Origin of the sequence: Hydrophilobacter chitinilyticus (genome assembly GCF_049860745.1) — a bacterium.
Classification (GTDB): Bacteria; Pseudomonadota; Gammaproteobacteria; order Burkholderiales; family Burkholderiaceae_C; genus Rhodoferax_B.
Genome location: NZ_CP187561.1, coordinates 3646157 through 3661106 on the forward strand (window position 1 = coordinate 3646157; position 14950 = coordinate 3661106).

Genomic DNA, 14950 nt, shown 5'->3' on the forward strand with positions numbered 1-14950 from the left:
GAAAGAAATAAGACAATGAAAATCATAGCTGCCGCCGCACATACACAGGGCCCGGAAGTAGGATCTGATGCCCAAAACGGCATCCTCACCGTGGCCAACGACGTGGACCCACGCACGCTGGCCCTCGAAGGCGTGACCCGCATCGACCTGGTGTTCCCCAAGTTCACCGATGGCCGCGCCTACAGCCAAGCCTTTTTGCTGCGCCGCCGCCTCGAATTCAAAGGCGAAATCCGCGCCACCGGCGACGTGCTGATCGACCAACTGGTGCAAATGCAGCGCAGCGGTTTTGACGTGGCCGTGCTGCGCGAAGGTGTGGACGCCAGCGCCGCCCAGCGCCAGTTCGACCGTTTCAAAGCCTTCTACCAAGGGGATGCCGTGCACGTGAAGCCGCTGTTTGTTGAACCCGAACTGCGCGACCAAGCAACCACCGCAGCCTGAACGCTGCTTGAACGCAGCCTGAGCAAAGCAGACACATGAGCACCCTAGACCTCGCACACGTCAACGCCGAACTGGGCCGCAACGCCCAAGGACTGGTGGACTGGGCCCTTGGCCTGGACCAACCGTCCATCGTCACCACCAACTTCCGCCCGTTCGAGGCGGTCATCCTGCACATGGTCACGCGCGTGCGGCCCGATGTGCCCGTGGTCTGGATGGACAACGGCTACAACACCGAAGCAACCTACCGTTTCGTCGATGAAGTCACCCAGCGGCTCAAGCTCAACCTGCAGATCTACCTGCCACGCCGTTCGCGGGCACACCGCGAAGCCGTAGAAGGCCCCACGCCCGCGCTGGACGACCCGCGCCACGCAGCCTTTACCGAAGAAGTAAAGCTGGAGCCATTTGCCCGCGCCTTGCGTGAAACCGCCCCCAAGGTGTGGTTCACCGCCCTGCGCGCCACCGACACCGCCGTGCGCGCCCAGATGGATCCCGTCAGCATCAATCCTGACGGCCTGATCAAGGTTGCGCCGCTGCTGCACTGGTCGTCCAAAGATTTGTACGAATACTGCGAAACCCACGGCCTGCCCAACAACTTCGACTACGTGGACCCAACCAAGGGCGAAGACAACCGCGAGTGCGGCTTGCACCTTGCGCATTGATTTCCACAGAAATGTGACCCGCCCATGAACGCCCGTGCCCCTTTAGAAAACACAGCCCCGATGACCCAAGCTGCCGCCCACCTCAGCAACGCCCACCTGGACGCGCTGGAAGAAGAAACCATTTTTATCCTGCGCGAAGTCGCGGCGGTGTTCGAGCGCCCAACACTGCTGTTCTCGGGCGGCAAAGACTCGCTGGTGCTGCTGAAGTGCGCAGAAAAAGCGTTTGGTGTGGGCCGCATTCCCTACCCGCTGTTGATGATCGACACCGGCCACAACTTCCATGAAGTGACCGACTTCCGCGACTTCCGCGCCAAGGAGCTCGGCGCCGAACTCATCGTGCGCAACGTCGAAGACTCGATGAAGCGCGGCACCGTGCGCCTGGCCCATCCCGGTGAGTCGCGCAACGTGCACCAGTCGGTCACGCTGCTGGAAGCGATTGAAGAATTTCGCTTCGACGCCCTCATCGGCGGTGCCCGCCGCGACGAAGAAAAGGCGCGCGCCAAAGAGCGCATCTTTTCGCACCGCGACAGCTTCGGCCAATGGCAGCCCAAGGCCCAGCGTCCCGAGCTGTGGACGTTGTTCAACACCCGCTTGCAGCCCGGCGAACATTTCCGCGTGTTCCCCATCAGCAACTGGACCGAGCTGGACGTGTGGCAATACATCGAGCGCGAAAACATCGCCCTGCCCTCGCTCTACTACACGCACCAACGCGAAGTGGTGGAACGCAAAGGCCTGCTGGTGCCGGTCACCGAGCTCACGCCGCTGAAGGCCGGTGAAACCGCCGAGATGCGCCAAGTGCGCTTCCGTACCGTGGGTGACATCACCTGCACCTGCCCGGTGGAAAGCGATGCCGCAACCGCCGCCGACATCGTGATCGAAACCTTGGCCGCCGACGTGAGTGAACGCGGCGCCACACGCATGGACGATAAAACATCCGAAGCGTCCATGGAAAAACGTAAGAAAGACGGGTACTTCTGATGACCGCAACCACAACCCAAGCCCTGTCGGCCCTGAAATTCATCACCTGCGGCTCCGTCGACGACGGCAAGAGCACGCTCATCGGCCGCCTGCTGGTCGACACCAAAGCCGTGCTGCAAGACCACCTGGCCGGTGTGCAACGCCAAGGTGAAACAGACCTTGCGCTGCTGACCGACGGCCTGTCGGCCGAGCGCGAGCAAGGCATCACCATCGACGTGGCCTACCGCTACTTCAACACCGAAGACCGCAAGTTCATCATCGGCGACGCGCCCGGCCACGAGCAATACACGCGCAACATGGTCACCGCCGCCAGCAGCGCCGATGCCGCCGTGGTGCTGGTCGATGCCACCAAGCTCGACTGGAAAAACGCCGCGCTGGAACTGCTGCCGCAAACCCGCCGCCACTCGCTGCTGTGCCACCTGCTGCGCGTGCCGAGCATCGTGTTCGCCATCAACAAGCTCGACGCGGTGGCTGACTCGGCCCTGGCCTTTGCACACATCAGCGCCGCTTTGAACAAGTTTGCCGCAGCCGCCGAAATCCCCGTCAAAGCCATCGTGCCGATCTCGGCACTGAAAGGCTGGAACGTGGTTGAAGCCGGGCACAGCGATACGCCCGACTGGTGCGGCTACACCGGCCCCACGCTGCTGCAAATCCTGGAGCAACTGCCCAGCACACCTGCCGAAACGGATCAGGCCTTCGCTTTCCCGGTGCAGTGGGTGGAGAAGTTCCACTCCAGCAGCGACACCAGCCAAGGCCGCCGCGTGTTCTGGGGCCGCGTGGCCACGGGCAGCGTGCAAGTGGGCCAAGAAATCCGCATCTTGCCGAGCGGCCAAACCGCCACGGTGGCACAGGTGCTCGACCACGCGCGCCGCCCCACCAGCGTGCTCGCGGGCAACAGCGCAGGCATCACGCTAGACCGCGAAGTCGATGTGTCGCGTGGCGATTGGCTGCTGGCCCCCGGCCAGTTTGAAGCCAGCCGCGAGATCTCGGCCACGGTGGCCTGGATGGACGACGAACCGCTGGTCGCTGGCCGCGTGTATTGGGCGCTGCACGGTCACCGCTGGGTCAAGGCCAAGGTGAAGCGCATCGTGCACAAGCTGGACATCAACACCCTGGCCGAGGAAGACGCCACCGAGTTGGCGCCCAACGCCATTGGTCACATTGAACTGGCTTTGCAAGAAGCCATTGCCACACGGCCGTTTGTGCAATCGCGGGCGCTCGGTTCGTTAGTTCTGGTCGACACCGCGTCGCACAAAACCTCTGGCGCGGTGCTGGTTCGCGGAAACCCTTAAAATGCTGGGTTGCGCAAAAAGCGTAAAGGCATCCGCCGCTGCGGGTGCCCTATAAAAACGCCAGACGCTCGTCCCACAAGACCCATCTACTACTTACACACATGACTCACGTCGTCTCTGAAAACTGCATCCAGTGCAAATACACCGACTGCGTCGATGTTTGCCCCGTGGACTGCTTCCGCGAAGGCCCCAACATGCTGGTGATCGATCCGGACGAGTGCATCGACTGCGCCGTCTGCATCCCAGAATGCCCCGCCAACGCCATCTTTGCTGAAGAAGACTTGCCACCAGAGCAACTCGCCTTCATCAAGATCAACGCCGAACTGGCCCGTGCCGATGGCTGGAAGAGCATCACCAAGCGCAAGCCGGCGTTGCCTGATGCCGACGAGTGGAAAGACAAGCCGAACAAGGTTGAACAACTGGTTCGCTAACTTTTTAGCTAAGTTCTTAGCTAAGACCTTTTGGGCACCAAGCTCAAACTAAACGGGGCCGCGCATTTCGCAGGCCCCGTTTTACATTTCAGTTCGTGACCACATCTACCCCTTCCTCATTGATCGAGACCGATGCCGTTGTCATCGGTGCCGGGCCGGTCGGCCTGTTCCAGGTATTCCAGCTCGGGTTGCTGGAGATCAGCGCCCACGTCATCGACTCGTTGCCCTATGTCGGCGGCCAATGTATTGAGCTCTACCCCGACAAACCAATCTACGACATTCCCGCCGTGGTGGCCTGCACCGGCCGTGAACTGGTAGCGCAGTTGGAGAAGCAAGCCGCACCGTTCAAGCCGACCTACCACCTCGGCCAGTCGGTGCGCGCGTTGCAACGCGAGGCCGACGGCCGCTTCGCGCTAGAAACCACGCGCGGCCAACGCTTCCTGACCAAAGCCGTATTGATCGCGGCAGGCGTGGGCGCATTTGAGCCCCGCAAGCTCAAGGTTGAAGGCGTCGAGATATTGGAAGGCCGTCACCTGCACTACCACGCGGCGCCAGCACCTGCGCTGGTGGGGCAAGATGTGTGGGTGATGGGCGGAGATGAGGTCGCGGTGCAAGCCGTGCTCGACCTCGCCGCGCTGCCCGACGGCGCGCGCCCGCGCAGCATCACCCTGCTGCACCGCCGAGAAGTGCTGCAGGCGCCCGCCATGGCGGTGGCCGAGCTGCTGGCCTTGCGTGAAGCCGGCCAACTGGACTTCAAGGTGGGGCAGATCACTGGCTTTGAACAAAGCGCTGAGCAAGGCGTTAATCGCGCCCTCACCGGGCTGAACATCATCGACGTGGATGGCGCTACCACCTTGCACCCGGCGCAGCAGTTGATCGTCTACCTCGGCCTGTCACCCAAGCTCGGCCCGGTGGCCGATTGGGGCCTGGCGATGGAGCGCAAGCAACTGCAGGTCGACACCGAAGCCTTTGCCACCAGCGAGCCAGGCATCTTTGCCGTGGGCGACATCAACACCTACCTCGGTAAAAAGAAGCTGATTGTGTGTGGCTTCCACGAATGTGTGCTGGCCGCATTTGCGACGGCCGCCATCGTGTTCCCCGAGCGCAAAACGCTGCTGCAATACACCACCACGTCGCCGCGCCTGCACCAGTTGCTGGGTGTCGCCACACCAGTGAAAACCGACGCGGGCTAAGTCGACCTAAAGACTAGAACTTGGCGCGGTAATAGACCATCGGCCCGCCGCGCTTGGCGCGCAGCACCACTTTACCGCCGCCGTTCATCTCCATGCCCACCGCGCCCAACTCCGGCGCCAACCCGCCGTACTTCGCGGTCGGGAACTGCACTTCTACGCGGGCGGCGTACAGCGCGCTGTCATTGGTTTGCGTCAGGGTGTAGGCGTCTGGCGTGGTGTTGGTGACGCGGCGCCACGCGCCAATGTCCAAACGACGCTGCTCCGCAATATTGCCGCGCCAGCGCAAGCCCAGCTCCACACTTGAACCAGTGGATGACGGGTCTCGCACCTCCGCTGGGCCACTGCTCACGGCTGCGCTGCTGCCGGGCTGCACCACCCCAAGCGCCACCCCCGCGCCGCCGCTCACACGCGCCCAGTGGCTGAACTCCACGCGCATCGGTGGCATGTCGGTGTTGCCGTTGAAATTGCCAAGGGAGTTGCCAAACGCACTGCCGTAACCACTGCCACCAAAAGCACCGCGTTGGGCTGCATCAGCCGCCGAGGGCCGGTCCCACGTGGGCAAGCTGATCGCGCGGACTTCGGTGTGGCCACGGCGCTGTGCGGGGGCCGTATCACGGTCGGTGGACTCTGAGGCTTCAGCCGCACCGGTGTACCCCGCATAACCCGCATAGGAAGACGGCGTGGTGTTCGCGGCCAAAGTCTGACTCGCGGTTTCGTCTGCCCACACATTGAAGCCACACAAGGCGCCACAACTGCCCGACAAAAGCAAGGCACTCGGTCGGGCCAGACGCGGCATCCAACGCGTCTTGCCTGGTTTTCCCATCACACCTTCAACACCTCTGCTCACGACTGCTTTATGCATGGTGGCCCCTTAGTGATGCTGCCGCTTTCATCCAACTACCGCCTAATGAACGTGCGTCCTCGCTGGCAAAGTGTGTGCCTCTGCTGGCCGGCAATTTGTGGGATGTCGCGGATTCAAACGTCGGCCACGTCTTACACCACTCTACGCCGAGTGGTGCGCCAATTCAATCTGCTTGATCGCTCGAATAACTGTCGTGTAGCCGCTTATTCAAAGCCGCTTTTTTTGAAACAGGCACATGCCCTTTGAGGAACAGCAAAATCTCCAGGCGCAAATGTTTTACCCGGATTTAATTGAACAATAATTAAATCCGGGTAATAATAGTCACATGCCTCAAAACCCATCTTCACCCGCGCCTGCAGACCACCCGCCCCTTACGCCACTGTTCACCGCCTTTGCCGGCACCCAATGCATTGCGCACGGTGACTTGGCGAGTGTGGCCACGCAAGTGCACAACACCAGCCTAGCCGCACCGGACACCCGCTTGTGGGTCTTCAATGACCAAGATGGTCGCCAGGTCGAGCTGGATTTACGTGACACCTTGGACGCCGTGCTGCAACGCTTGCCATCACACCCGACCTTGACGGCCATGTTGAACGCCATCAGCGCCACCGCGCCAGCACCAGAAACCGCTGGCGAGGCGACCGATGAAGCACCGCGCCGGCCCGGTCGGCCACGCCTGGGTGTGGTGCCGCGCGAGGTCACCCTGCTGCCGCGCCACTGGGATTGGCTCAACGCCCAACCCGGCGGTGCATCGGTTGCGCTGCGCAAACTGGTAGAAGATGCGCGACGTCACAGCCAAACCGCTTACCGCTCGCGGCTTGCGCAGGAAGCCAGCTATCGCTTCATGCAAGCCATGGCGGGCGACGCCCCCGGTTTTGAAGAAGCCAGCCGGGCGTTGTTTGCAGCAGACACCTCGGCCCTCCACCAATGGACTGCCGCTTGGCCGGCCGACGTGCGCAGCTATATGCTGCGTCTAGCGGCACCTGCGCTCGACAACCAAAACACAAACTCCGCACCATGACCCAGCCTCCTCAGTCTGTTGCGAGCGGCACCGCCACCTCCACGGCCATTCCGCCCGCCCCTGCCAAGCCACCCCGCATGTGGCGCACCTTCGTGACCTTCCTCATCCCGATGATGGTCAGCAACATCTTGCAGGCGCTCTCGGGCACGTTCAACAACATCTACCTGGGGCAGATGCTGGGCGTGCAGGCACTGGCGGCGGTGTCAGCGTTTTTTCCGGTGGTGTTTTTCTTCATCGCGTTTTCCATTGGCCTGGGTGCCGGGGCATCGGTGCTGATTGGTCAGGCCTGGGGCGCAAAAGAGCCCGCGCGGGTCAAAGCCATTGCGGGCACCACCTTATCGGTGGGCTTGATCGCAGGGGCGGTGGTGGCGGTGTTTGGCGGCAGCTTCACACACCTTTTCATGACCGGGCTGGGGACACCAGCCGACATCCTGCCCAGCACCACGGCCTATGCGCGGGTGATGTTCTGGGCCATGCCGGGGCTGTTTGTGTTTTTGCTCGCCACGTCGATGCTGCGGGGTGTGGGCGACTCGGTCACGCCGTTGTGGACGCTCTGTATTTCCACCGCCGTCGGCCTGCTGGTCACGCCCGCATTGATTCGCGGCTGGTGGGGTTTGCCGCAAATGGGCGTGGTCAGCGGCGCGTGGGGCGCGGTAGTGTCGTATGTGGTGGCCACCGTGTGGCTGGCGCTGTATCTGCTGTGGCGCAAACACCCGTTGGCGCCCGATGCGACGTTCCTGCGCAGCATGCGTATCCAGCCTGCGCTGCTGGCCAAAGTGCTGCGCATTGGTTTGCCCACGGGCGTGCAGATGGTGGTGATTGCGCTGTCTGAGGTGGCCGTGCTGTTCCTGGTCAACCGCTTTGGCTCGGACGCCACAGCCGCCTACGGTGCGGTCAACCAGGTGGTGGCGTATGTGCAGTTTCCGGCGTTGTCGATTGCCATCACGGCGTCAATCCTGGGCGCGCAGGCCATTGGCGCAGGCCGAGGCCATACTCTGGGCAAGATTGCGCGCACCGGCATCCATCTGAACCTGGCGCTCACGGGCACCTTGGTGCTGCTGGCTTATCTGTTCTCGCGCCACATTCTGGCGCTGTTCATCACCTCGCCACCAGTGATTGAACTGGCGCAAACGCTGCTGCACATCATGCTGTGGAGCACCATTATTTTTGGCATGCAGGCGGTGCTCTCGGGGCTGATGCGCGCCAGCGGGAGCGTGCTGGTGCCCACCAGTATTTCCATCTTCTGCATCTTGGGTATCGAGGTGCCGGTGGCTTGGCTGCTGAGCCAGCACATGGGGCTGAATGGCATCTGGATCGCCTACCCCATCACCTTCATTTGTATGCTGGGGCTGCAAACCACTTACTACCGGCTGGTGTGGAAGAAGAAGCCGTTGCGCCGGCTTTAAGGCTCTAGAGTTCTTTGACCAGCGAGAAGGTCAACGCAGCTGCGCCCAGCACGTTGATCTGTGCGTTCCATCCGCCGTTAAAGCGCCAGCCAACCGCCGGCACGATGGCGGGTGAAAAGCCGTTGTGGTTCAGCGGCACCTTATCCTCATAGGGCGGCTTGTAGCCGTACAGAACGCCGGCCGACAACTTCATGTAAACGCGGGGCAAGCTGTCCAACACGTTGTAGTAGCTGCGGCCAAAGTACGCGTAGCCGCTGTCCTGTCCAAACGAATTGGTGAAGTACGCGGCGCCGAAAAACCAGCGGTCAGGGGTCTCGCGCTCCACGCCGATCAAGTGCACCGGACGGTGCTCGGGGTTGTACGAGTAGTGGTAGGTGTAGGGGCTGATCTCCACACGCCAAAGATTCGGTTTGTAGGCCGGAGCCTCAGGTTGGTTCTGCGCGGCGGCATGGCCGCCAAGGCAGATAAAGGCTGCCGCAATCAGCGGCTGGCGTAGGCAGTTCATGGGCTTCAAATATGGCTATTCGGCGACGACCCCGTTCCGGGGAAGCGGTATACGCCGAATCGTATGGCTGGCGATTGAATGAACGCGGATTGTAGAAGCCACTGGTGCGTACGCCGCTGTAACCCTGTGTAAGCTAACAGGCGACGCAGGCTAGAATCTGCGTCGCGTCACGGTTCATCTCACCGAGGCGCATTGCTAGGGGTGTTGCCGCACACACGTGCTGCGACTGAGAAAGTCCCTTTGAACCTGATTGAGGTAATCCTCGCGCAGGGAAGCTGGTCTGCCACACCGTGTATCGGCCTCGCGCTGTATCCAATACTGTCTGTGGCACCTATGTCCTCTGCCGTGGTTTGCCTGCCCTGCTGCGAGGAGCCCGACATGACTGAGCCAATTTCACCTTTTCAAAATGAAGCCCTGACCCCCATGCCGGGCAACGCGCGTGTCTTCGGCTGGCGCGACCAAGCTGCGCTGTGGTTCAGCCTGGGCGTGGGCTTGCTGGTGATGCAGATTGGCGCTTATCTGGTGCCCGCCGTGGGCACACAAGAGGCCATCTTGGCCATCGTGCTCGGCTCGGCGATTGGCGCGGGTTTGCTGGCGTGGACAGCGCAAGTCGGCTGCCGCACTGGCCTCTCCAGCGCGGGCCTGATGCACGCCACCTACGGCAGCCTGTTTGCGCGCCTGCCCGTCGGGCTGAACATCGTGCAACTCATAGGCTGGACGACGTTTGAGCTGGTGGTGATGCGCGAAGGCACCGCAGCCATCGGTCAGCAGATGTTTGGCCTGCCATTGGATGGACCCATGGGCATCCTCGCCACCACCTTGCTCTGGGGCGCGGTGCTGACCGCCCTGCTTGCGGGCTCCATGCTCAAGCTGGTGCGCGGTTTCGTCAGCCGCTTTGGTTTGCCGCTGGTGGTGGTGTCGCTGCTGTGGCTGACCTGGCAGTTCGCACACGCCCTCGCGGCCAAAGGTTTTGATGCGTTCTGGCAGCGCCCCGGCGACGGCAGCATGGGCATGTTGTCGGCGCTCGACCTGGTGATCGCCATGCCGGTGTCGTGGTTGCCACTGGTGGCCGACTACGCACGCCACGGCCGCAGCCCGCGCGGCAGCATGGGCGGCACGTGGCTGGGCTATGTGCTGGCCAACATCTGGTGTTATGCGCTGGGCGTGATGGTGGTGTCGGTGGCCGAACCGGGCGTGCAGTTGGTCACCGCGTTGCTGCTGGCACAAGGTGGCCTGTTAGCGCTGGGGCTGATCTTGATCGACGAGCTGGACAACGCTTATGGCGACGTGTATTCGGGCTCGGTCAGCGCGCACAGCCTGCAGCCGCGCTGGAGCGTGCGCCGCTGGGGCTTGTTGTTGGCTGTGGTGTGCACGGGCCTGGCGCTGGTGCTGCCCATGCACAGTCTGGAGCCTTTTTTGCTGCTGCTGAGTTCGGTGTTTGTGCCACTCTTTGGCGTGATCCTGGGACGGCTTGGCACGTCGACTGAAACACCACTGCTGACAGCGCGCCGCGTCGATGTGGTGGCCGCGGGCTTGTGGCTCGCGGGCATTGTGCTGTACCACCTGCTCGCACAGTTGGCGCCTCAGTTTGGAGCAGCTTTACCCACGCTTGCAGCCACATTTGTAATGGCTTGGTTGACGCGCAGCAGTGGCGCCAGAACGCTATCAATAGCCTAGCTGCTTGCTCTACTGCCGTATGCGCAAACAGCCTATTTTTCTTAAACCCTTAAGCCTGCAATGGCCGCGTCTGCATGGCCACCGGGTTGAAGCCGTGGTTCAACGGCCCCGCGCCCTGCCCGGTGCGCACGTGGGCGCCTGCGGCAATGGCGTTCAAGATGTATTCACGCGCCCGGCCCACGGCCAGCGACAGCGGCATGCGCTGCGCCAAATAACAGGCGATGGCAGAAGACAAGGTGCAGCCCGTGCCGTGCCCATTCGGCGTGGCGATGCGCTGCGCATGCAAGTGTTGGCGTGTGCCATCGGGCAGAGCCAACACATCAACTACCTCATCGCCCGGCAAGTGGCCCCCCTTGAGCAACACGGCGGGAGCACCCAGCGCCAGCAGCGCAGTTGCCGCTTCGTTGAGGGCATCTACGCTAGCCAACTCACGCACATCACGGCCGAGCAACAACGCGGCTTCGTCCAAATTCGGCGTGATCACCGTGGCGCGCGGGAACAGTTCGCGCACCAACACCTGCACAGTTTCGCTGGCCATCAGCCGGTCGCCACTGGTGGCCACCATCACGGGGTCGAGCACCACGTTGCGCAGTTGGTAATGGTCAATCGCCCAGGCCACCACCTCCACCACCTCGGGCGAATGCAGCATGCCGATCTTCACGGCGTCGCTGCCAATGTCGTCCAGCACGGCCTGCAGTTGCGCCTTCAAAAACGCCGGTGGCACGCCGTGGATGCCGGTCACGCCTTGGGTGTTTTGCGCGGTGAGCGCGCTGATGGCGGTCATGCCGTAGCAGCCCAGGGCCGAGAAGGTTTTCAGGTCGGCCTGGATGCCCGCGCCGCCACCACTGTCGGAGCCGGCGATGGACAACACACGCAGGTAACGTTGCAAAGATGGTTGAGTAGAAGAGATGGTGGACGAGAGGGTCATAGGCAAATTATCGGGGCTCGCGGCATGCGCTGTGCTGTAATTGCAGACTCGGATGAAACAGGGGTGTCTTGCTGTGATGGCAGGGCTGAGAAAAACCCTAAGCGTGTTCAACACCTTGCGGTGACTTCAACGCTTGCGACCCGATCCAGATCATGCTGGCGTGGGGAGTTTCAAATGCCTGGCGCCCTCCCCTTTGCGCCCCGTTTTGTCCACCTGTTTTTCCAGTTGGACACATGAACCTCCTCACCTCTTCCAGCAGCGTTGCCATCTTGGGTGCCGGCCTCATGGGCCGCCTGCTGGCGTTTGCGCTCGCGCGCCAAGGCTGCCGCGTGTCGATCTTTGACGCCGCAGGCCCGGGTGCCGAAAACGCCGCCGCACGCGTGGCCGCCGCCATGTTGGCGCCGCTGGCCGAATCGGCCGTCACCGAGCCTAGCGTGGTGCAAATGGGCCGCTACGCGCTGGGCCGCTGGCCCGCCTTGGTGGCTGACCTCGCAGCCTACGCTCCACCCGTTTTCTTGCAGCAAGCCGGCACCTTGATCGTGTGGCACCGGCAAGACGCGGCTGAGGCGGCGCGGCTGGGCCAGCAACTGGCGGCCAACCAGCGCAACATGCCCGAGTTGCCCGCACCGCAGCGGCTAGATGCTGCAGGCATTGCCGCGCTGGAGCCCGCGTTGGGCGATCGTTTTGCCCAAGGCATCTACCTGCCCGAAGAAGGCCAGCTCGACAACCGCGCGCTACTGGCCGCATTGGGCCAGGCGCTGCCGGCACTGGGAGTAGACATTCACTGGCACAGCCCCCGCGCGCCAGAAGATTTAAACGGCAATTTCGATTGGACGTTCGACTGCCGTGGCCTGGGCGCCCGCCCGCAGTGGAGCGCCTTGCGCGGCGTGCGTGGCGAGGTGGTGCGGGTGCACGCGCCCGACGTGTACCTGAGCCGACCCACACGCCTGGTGCACCCACGCTACCCGCTCTACATCGCGCCCAAACCCGAGGGCGTGTTCGTGATTGGCGCCACCGAAATTGAAAGCGACGACCTCTCCCCCGCCAGCGTGCGCTCCACACTCGAACTGCTGAGCGCCGCCTACGCCGTGCACAGCGGTTTTGCCGAAGCGCGCATTCTGGAAATCGCCACCCAATGCCGCCCCGCCCTGCCAGACAACCTGCCCGCGCTACGCGGGCTTGGGCCCCAGACACTGCAGATCAACGGCCTGTACCGCCACGGTTTCATGATCGCGCCCGCCATGCTGGACGCCGCGCTTGAAGTCGTGTCGACCGGCCACAGCCCATTGGCCGAGAGCTTTGGGCTGACCCACACGGCACTGCCTGAAAAACCATGAACGTCCTGATCAACCAACAACCCCACCAGTTGCCCGATGGCGCCACGCTGGCACAAGCCGCCGAGGCCATAGGCGCGCGCCCGCCGTTTGCCACCGCGGTCAACCTGCAATTTGTGCCCGGCTCCAAGCTCGCGCAAACGCCGCTGCAAGACGGCGACAAGATTGAAATCATCCACCCCGTGACCGGAGGCTAGCCATGGCTGAAAACACCACACTAGATCCGCTGCTGCTCTACGGCGAAACCTTCACCAGCCGCCTGCTGCTGGGCACGGCACGCTACCCGTCACCAGCCGTGATGGAAGCCGCCATTCGCCGCGCCAAGCCCGCCATGGTCACGGCCTCGCTGCGCCGGCAAAACCTCAAACCTGGCCACCATGAGGGCACGGGCGGCGATGACACTGGCAATGGCTTCTGGGCCCTGCTGCGCCAGTTGGGCGTGCCGGTGCTGCCCAACACCGCCGGTTGCCACAGCCCGCAAGAGGCCATCACCACCGCCCACATGGCGCGTGAAGTGTTTGCCACCGACTGGATCAAGCTCGAACTGATTGGCGACGACTACACCCTGCAGCCCGACACGCTGAACCTCGTGGCCACGGCCGCCACGCTGATCAAAGACGGCTTCAAGGTTCTGCCCTACTGCACCGAAGATCTGGTGCTGTGCCAGCGCCTGGTCGATGTGGGCTGCCAGGCCGTCATGCCCTGGGCTGCGCCCATCGGCACCGGCAAAGGCCCCGTCAACCCCTACGCGCTGCAGGTGCTGCGCGAGCGGCTCACCGTGCCGTTGATTGTGGATGCCGGCCTGGGCCGCCCATCGCATGCCTGCCAGGTGATGGAGTGGGGTTTTGACGCCGTGCTGCTGAACACCGCGGTGGCCTTGTCGCAAGACCCGGTGCGCATGGCTGGTGCGTTCGCCGACGCGGTAGACGCCGGCCGCGCCGCCTACCAGAGCGGCGCCATGGCCGAACAACACGCCGCACAGCCCAGCACGCCCGTGTTGGGCACGCCTTTCTGGCACCAGTCTTGAGCCCCTCCATGCCCACCATTGAATACCAGGCGCAAGCCATCTTCGACGCGCATCGCGCCACCTTCTTGCCCGCAGCCGAACCGGTTGAAGCCACACCCGACTTCAGCCGCGCAGATGCCGTGTACCAAGCCGCCAAGCTGGCCTGCCTGCGCCTGGGCTTCATTCCGCTAGACGCCGAATGCCTGGCGCTGGCCTGGCAAGCGCAGACCGCGCGAACCGGTCAATTTGATGCCACGGCCTGGCCCGATACTCCGGCCGATTTCGGCCTGGCCCCACGCCCGCGCGCCAACGCCTTCGCGCCCTGCCCTGACCGCTTAGGCCTCTACGCCGTGCTGCCCGATGCCGCCTGGGTTGGCCGCATGGCGCGCGCCAGCGTGCCCACGGTGCAGTTGCGCTTCAAGTCGGACGACCACGCCGCCATCGTGCGCGAGGTGCACGCCGCCGTGGCCGCCGTGCAAGACACCGGCAGCCTGCTGTTCATCAACGACCACTGGCGCGCCGCCATCAATGCCGGAGCCTACGGTGTGCACCTGGGCCAGGAAGACTTGGACGCCCTGCAACCGGCCGAGCTGGAGACCATCCGCGCCTCCGGTATTCGCCTCGGCGTCAGCACCCACGGCTATGCCGAAATGGTGCGCGCCGACGCCGTGAGCCCCAGCTACATCGCCATGGGCGCCGTATTCCCCACCACGCTGAAAAAGATGGCCACCGCGCCACAAGGCTTGGCACGCTTGTATGCCTATGCGCGGCTGCTGCGTGGCACGCCGCTGGTGGCCATTGGCGGCATCGACGCGGCGCAGATGCCTGCCGTGGCCGCCAGCGGCGTCGGCTCGGTGGCTGTGGTGCGCGCGCTGGTGCAAGCGCCCAACCCGGAATTGGCAGTGGCGAATCTCAAGCAGATCCTCGTCGGAAGCTGATCGACCGTAGACCGCGCGTTAACCAATGCAAAGGCCGCGTAAAATCGGCCACAACTTCGCTCCAGGGCGAAGCACCGCTAGGGGTGTTGGACCGGCCAGGGCCGGACGACTGAGAAAGTCCCTTCGAACCTGATTGAGGTAATCCTCGCGCAGGGAAGCATGAAACCAGTCTCGCCGCGCGCCCATCTTCCAACCGATGAGCGCATCTCTCACACGGCAGATCCAGACCCTTCAAGCTCCCGCGAAGCCGCTGTTTTCACCATGGCCACTCGCAGATCATCT

16 protein-coding genes and 2 riboswitches are annotated in these 14950 nt (G+C 63.2%); of the genes, 13 read left to right on the forward strand and 3 right to left on the reverse strand.

What is annotated here, in order from left to right; translation table 11 throughout:
* Positions 1–15 precede the first annotated feature (15 nt).
* From ACPWMG_RS16190 to ACPWMG_RS16215, 6 genes are all read left to right on the forward strand, one after another.
* Complete coding sequence (locus ACPWMG_RS16190) at positions 16–438, forward strand: DUF934 domain-containing protein (protein WP_483300506.1); 423 nt, start codon at positions 16–18, stop codon at positions 436–438.
* Between the two features lie 35 nt (positions 439–473).
* On the forward strand, positions 474–1097 hold the full coding sequence (locus ACPWMG_RS16195) for a phosphoadenosine phosphosulfate reductase domain-containing protein (protein ID WP_483300507.1): 624 nt from the start codon (positions 474–476) through the stop codon (positions 1095–1097).
* Between the two features lie 24 nt (positions 1098–1121).
* Positions 1122–2075, forward strand: a complete 954-nt coding sequence (gene cysD, locus ACPWMG_RS16200) for a sulfate adenylyltransferase subunit CysD (protein ID WP_422829577.1) — start codon at positions 1122–1124, stop codon at positions 2073–2075.
* A complete protein-coding gene (locus tag ACPWMG_RS16205) occupies positions 2075–3367 on the forward strand; it encodes a sulfate adenylyltransferase subunit 1 (protein ID WP_483300508.1) in 1293 nt (430 codons plus the stop codon). Before cysD ends, ACPWMG_RS16205 begins: the two co-directional genes overlap by 1 nt.
* A 101-nt stretch (positions 3368–3468) precedes the next feature.
* Entirely contained in the window at positions 3469–3798 is a 330-nt protein-coding gene (gene fdxA, locus ACPWMG_RS16210) for a ferredoxin FdxA (protein WP_483300509.1), read from the forward strand.
* Between the two features lie 95 nt (positions 3799–3893).
* On the forward strand, positions 3894–4991 hold the full coding sequence (locus ACPWMG_RS16215) for an NAD(P)/FAD-dependent oxidoreductase (RefSeq protein WP_483300510.1): 1098 nt from the start codon (positions 3894–3896) through the stop codon (positions 4989–4991).
* Positions 4992–5004: 13 nt separating this feature from the next.
* Here ACPWMG_RS16215 and ACPWMG_RS16220 read toward each other — a convergent pair whose 3' ends face one another.
* Positions 5005–5853 carry a hypothetical protein gene (locus tag ACPWMG_RS16220; RefSeq protein WP_483300511.1) on the reverse strand — a complete coding sequence of 283 codons (849 nt, stop codon included), beginning with the start codon at positions 5851–5853 and terminating at the stop codon, positions 5005–5007.
* Between the two features lie 325 nt (positions 5854–6178).
* On the opposite strand from ACPWMG_RS16220, the gene ACPWMG_RS16225 reads away from it, so the two are divergent.
* Together ACPWMG_RS16225 and ACPWMG_RS16230 are read left to right on the forward strand one after the other, a co-directional pair.
* Complete coding sequence (locus ACPWMG_RS16225) at positions 6179–6874, forward strand: DUF2239 family protein (protein WP_483300512.1); 696 nt, start codon at positions 6179–6181, stop codon at positions 6872–6874.
* A 47-nt stretch (positions 6875–6921) separates the two neighbouring features.
* Positions 6922–8280, forward strand: coding sequence for an MATE family efflux transporter (locus ACPWMG_RS16230; protein WP_483305273.1), 1359 nt, complete (start codon positions 6922–6924; stop codon positions 8278–8280).
* A gap of 4 nt (positions 8281–8284) precedes the next feature.
* Here the strand turns inward: ACPWMG_RS16230 and ACPWMG_RS16235 are convergent, their stop codons facing one another.
* A complete protein-coding gene (locus ACPWMG_RS16235; RefSeq protein WP_483300513.1) occupies positions 8285–8785 on the reverse strand; it encodes an ABC transporter ATP-binding protein in 501 nt (166 codons plus the stop codon).
* A 187-nt stretch (positions 8786–8972) separates the two neighbouring features.
* Positions 8973–9075: riboswitch (TPP riboswitch) on the forward strand.
* An 88-nt stretch (positions 9076–9163) separates the two neighbouring features.
* Between ACPWMG_RS16235 and ACPWMG_RS16240 the strand changes: the two genes are divergently transcribed.
* Positions 9164–10462, forward strand: a complete 1299-nt coding sequence (locus ACPWMG_RS16240; RefSeq protein WP_483300514.1) for a purine-cytosine permease family protein — start codon at positions 9164–9166, stop codon at positions 10460–10462.
* Positions 10463–10511: 49 nt separating this feature from the next.
* Here the strand turns inward: ACPWMG_RS16240 and thiD are convergent, their stop codons facing one another.
* The gene (gene thiD / locus ACPWMG_RS16245; RefSeq protein ID WP_483300515.1) at positions 10512–11390 is read right to left on the reverse strand and encodes a bifunctional hydroxymethylpyrimidine kinase/phosphomethylpyrimidine kinase; all 879 of its coding nucleotides are present in this window, start codon (positions 11388–11390) and stop codon (positions 10512–10514) included.
* Positions 11391–11623: 233 nt separating this feature from the next.
* On the opposite strand from thiD, the gene ACPWMG_RS16250 reads away from it, so the two are divergent.
* Genes ACPWMG_RS16250 through ACPWMG_RS16265 form a run of 4 tightly spaced genes read left to right on the forward strand, consistent with a single transcriptional unit; the run spans position 11624 to position 14668 of the window.
* Positions 11624–12727: an FAD-dependent oxidoreductase gene (locus ACPWMG_RS16250; protein WP_483300517.1), complete on the forward strand. Its 1104-nt coding sequence runs from the start codon at positions 11624–11626 to the stop codon at positions 12725–12727.
* Entirely contained in the window at positions 12724–12921 is a 198-nt protein-coding gene (gene thiS / locus ACPWMG_RS16255; protein ID WP_483300518.1) for a sulfur carrier protein ThiS, read from the forward strand. The genes ACPWMG_RS16250 and thiS overlap by 4 nt, the downstream gene beginning before the upstream one ends.
* Positions 12922–12923: 2 nt before the next feature.
* Positions 12924–13751 (forward strand): thiazole synthase, encoded by an 828-nt coding sequence (locus ACPWMG_RS16260; protein ID WP_483300519.1) that lies wholly within the window; start codon positions 12924–12926, stop codon positions 13749–13751.
* An 8-nt stretch (positions 13752–13759) separates the two neighbouring features.
* Complete coding sequence (locus ACPWMG_RS16265) at positions 13760–14668, forward strand: thiamine phosphate synthase (protein ID WP_483300520.1); 909 nt, start codon at positions 13760–13762, stop codon at positions 14666–14668.
* Positions 14669–14737: 69 nt separating this feature from the next.
* Positions 14738–14841: riboswitch (TPP riboswitch) on the forward strand.
* Positions 14842–14950 lie beyond the last annotated feature (109 nt).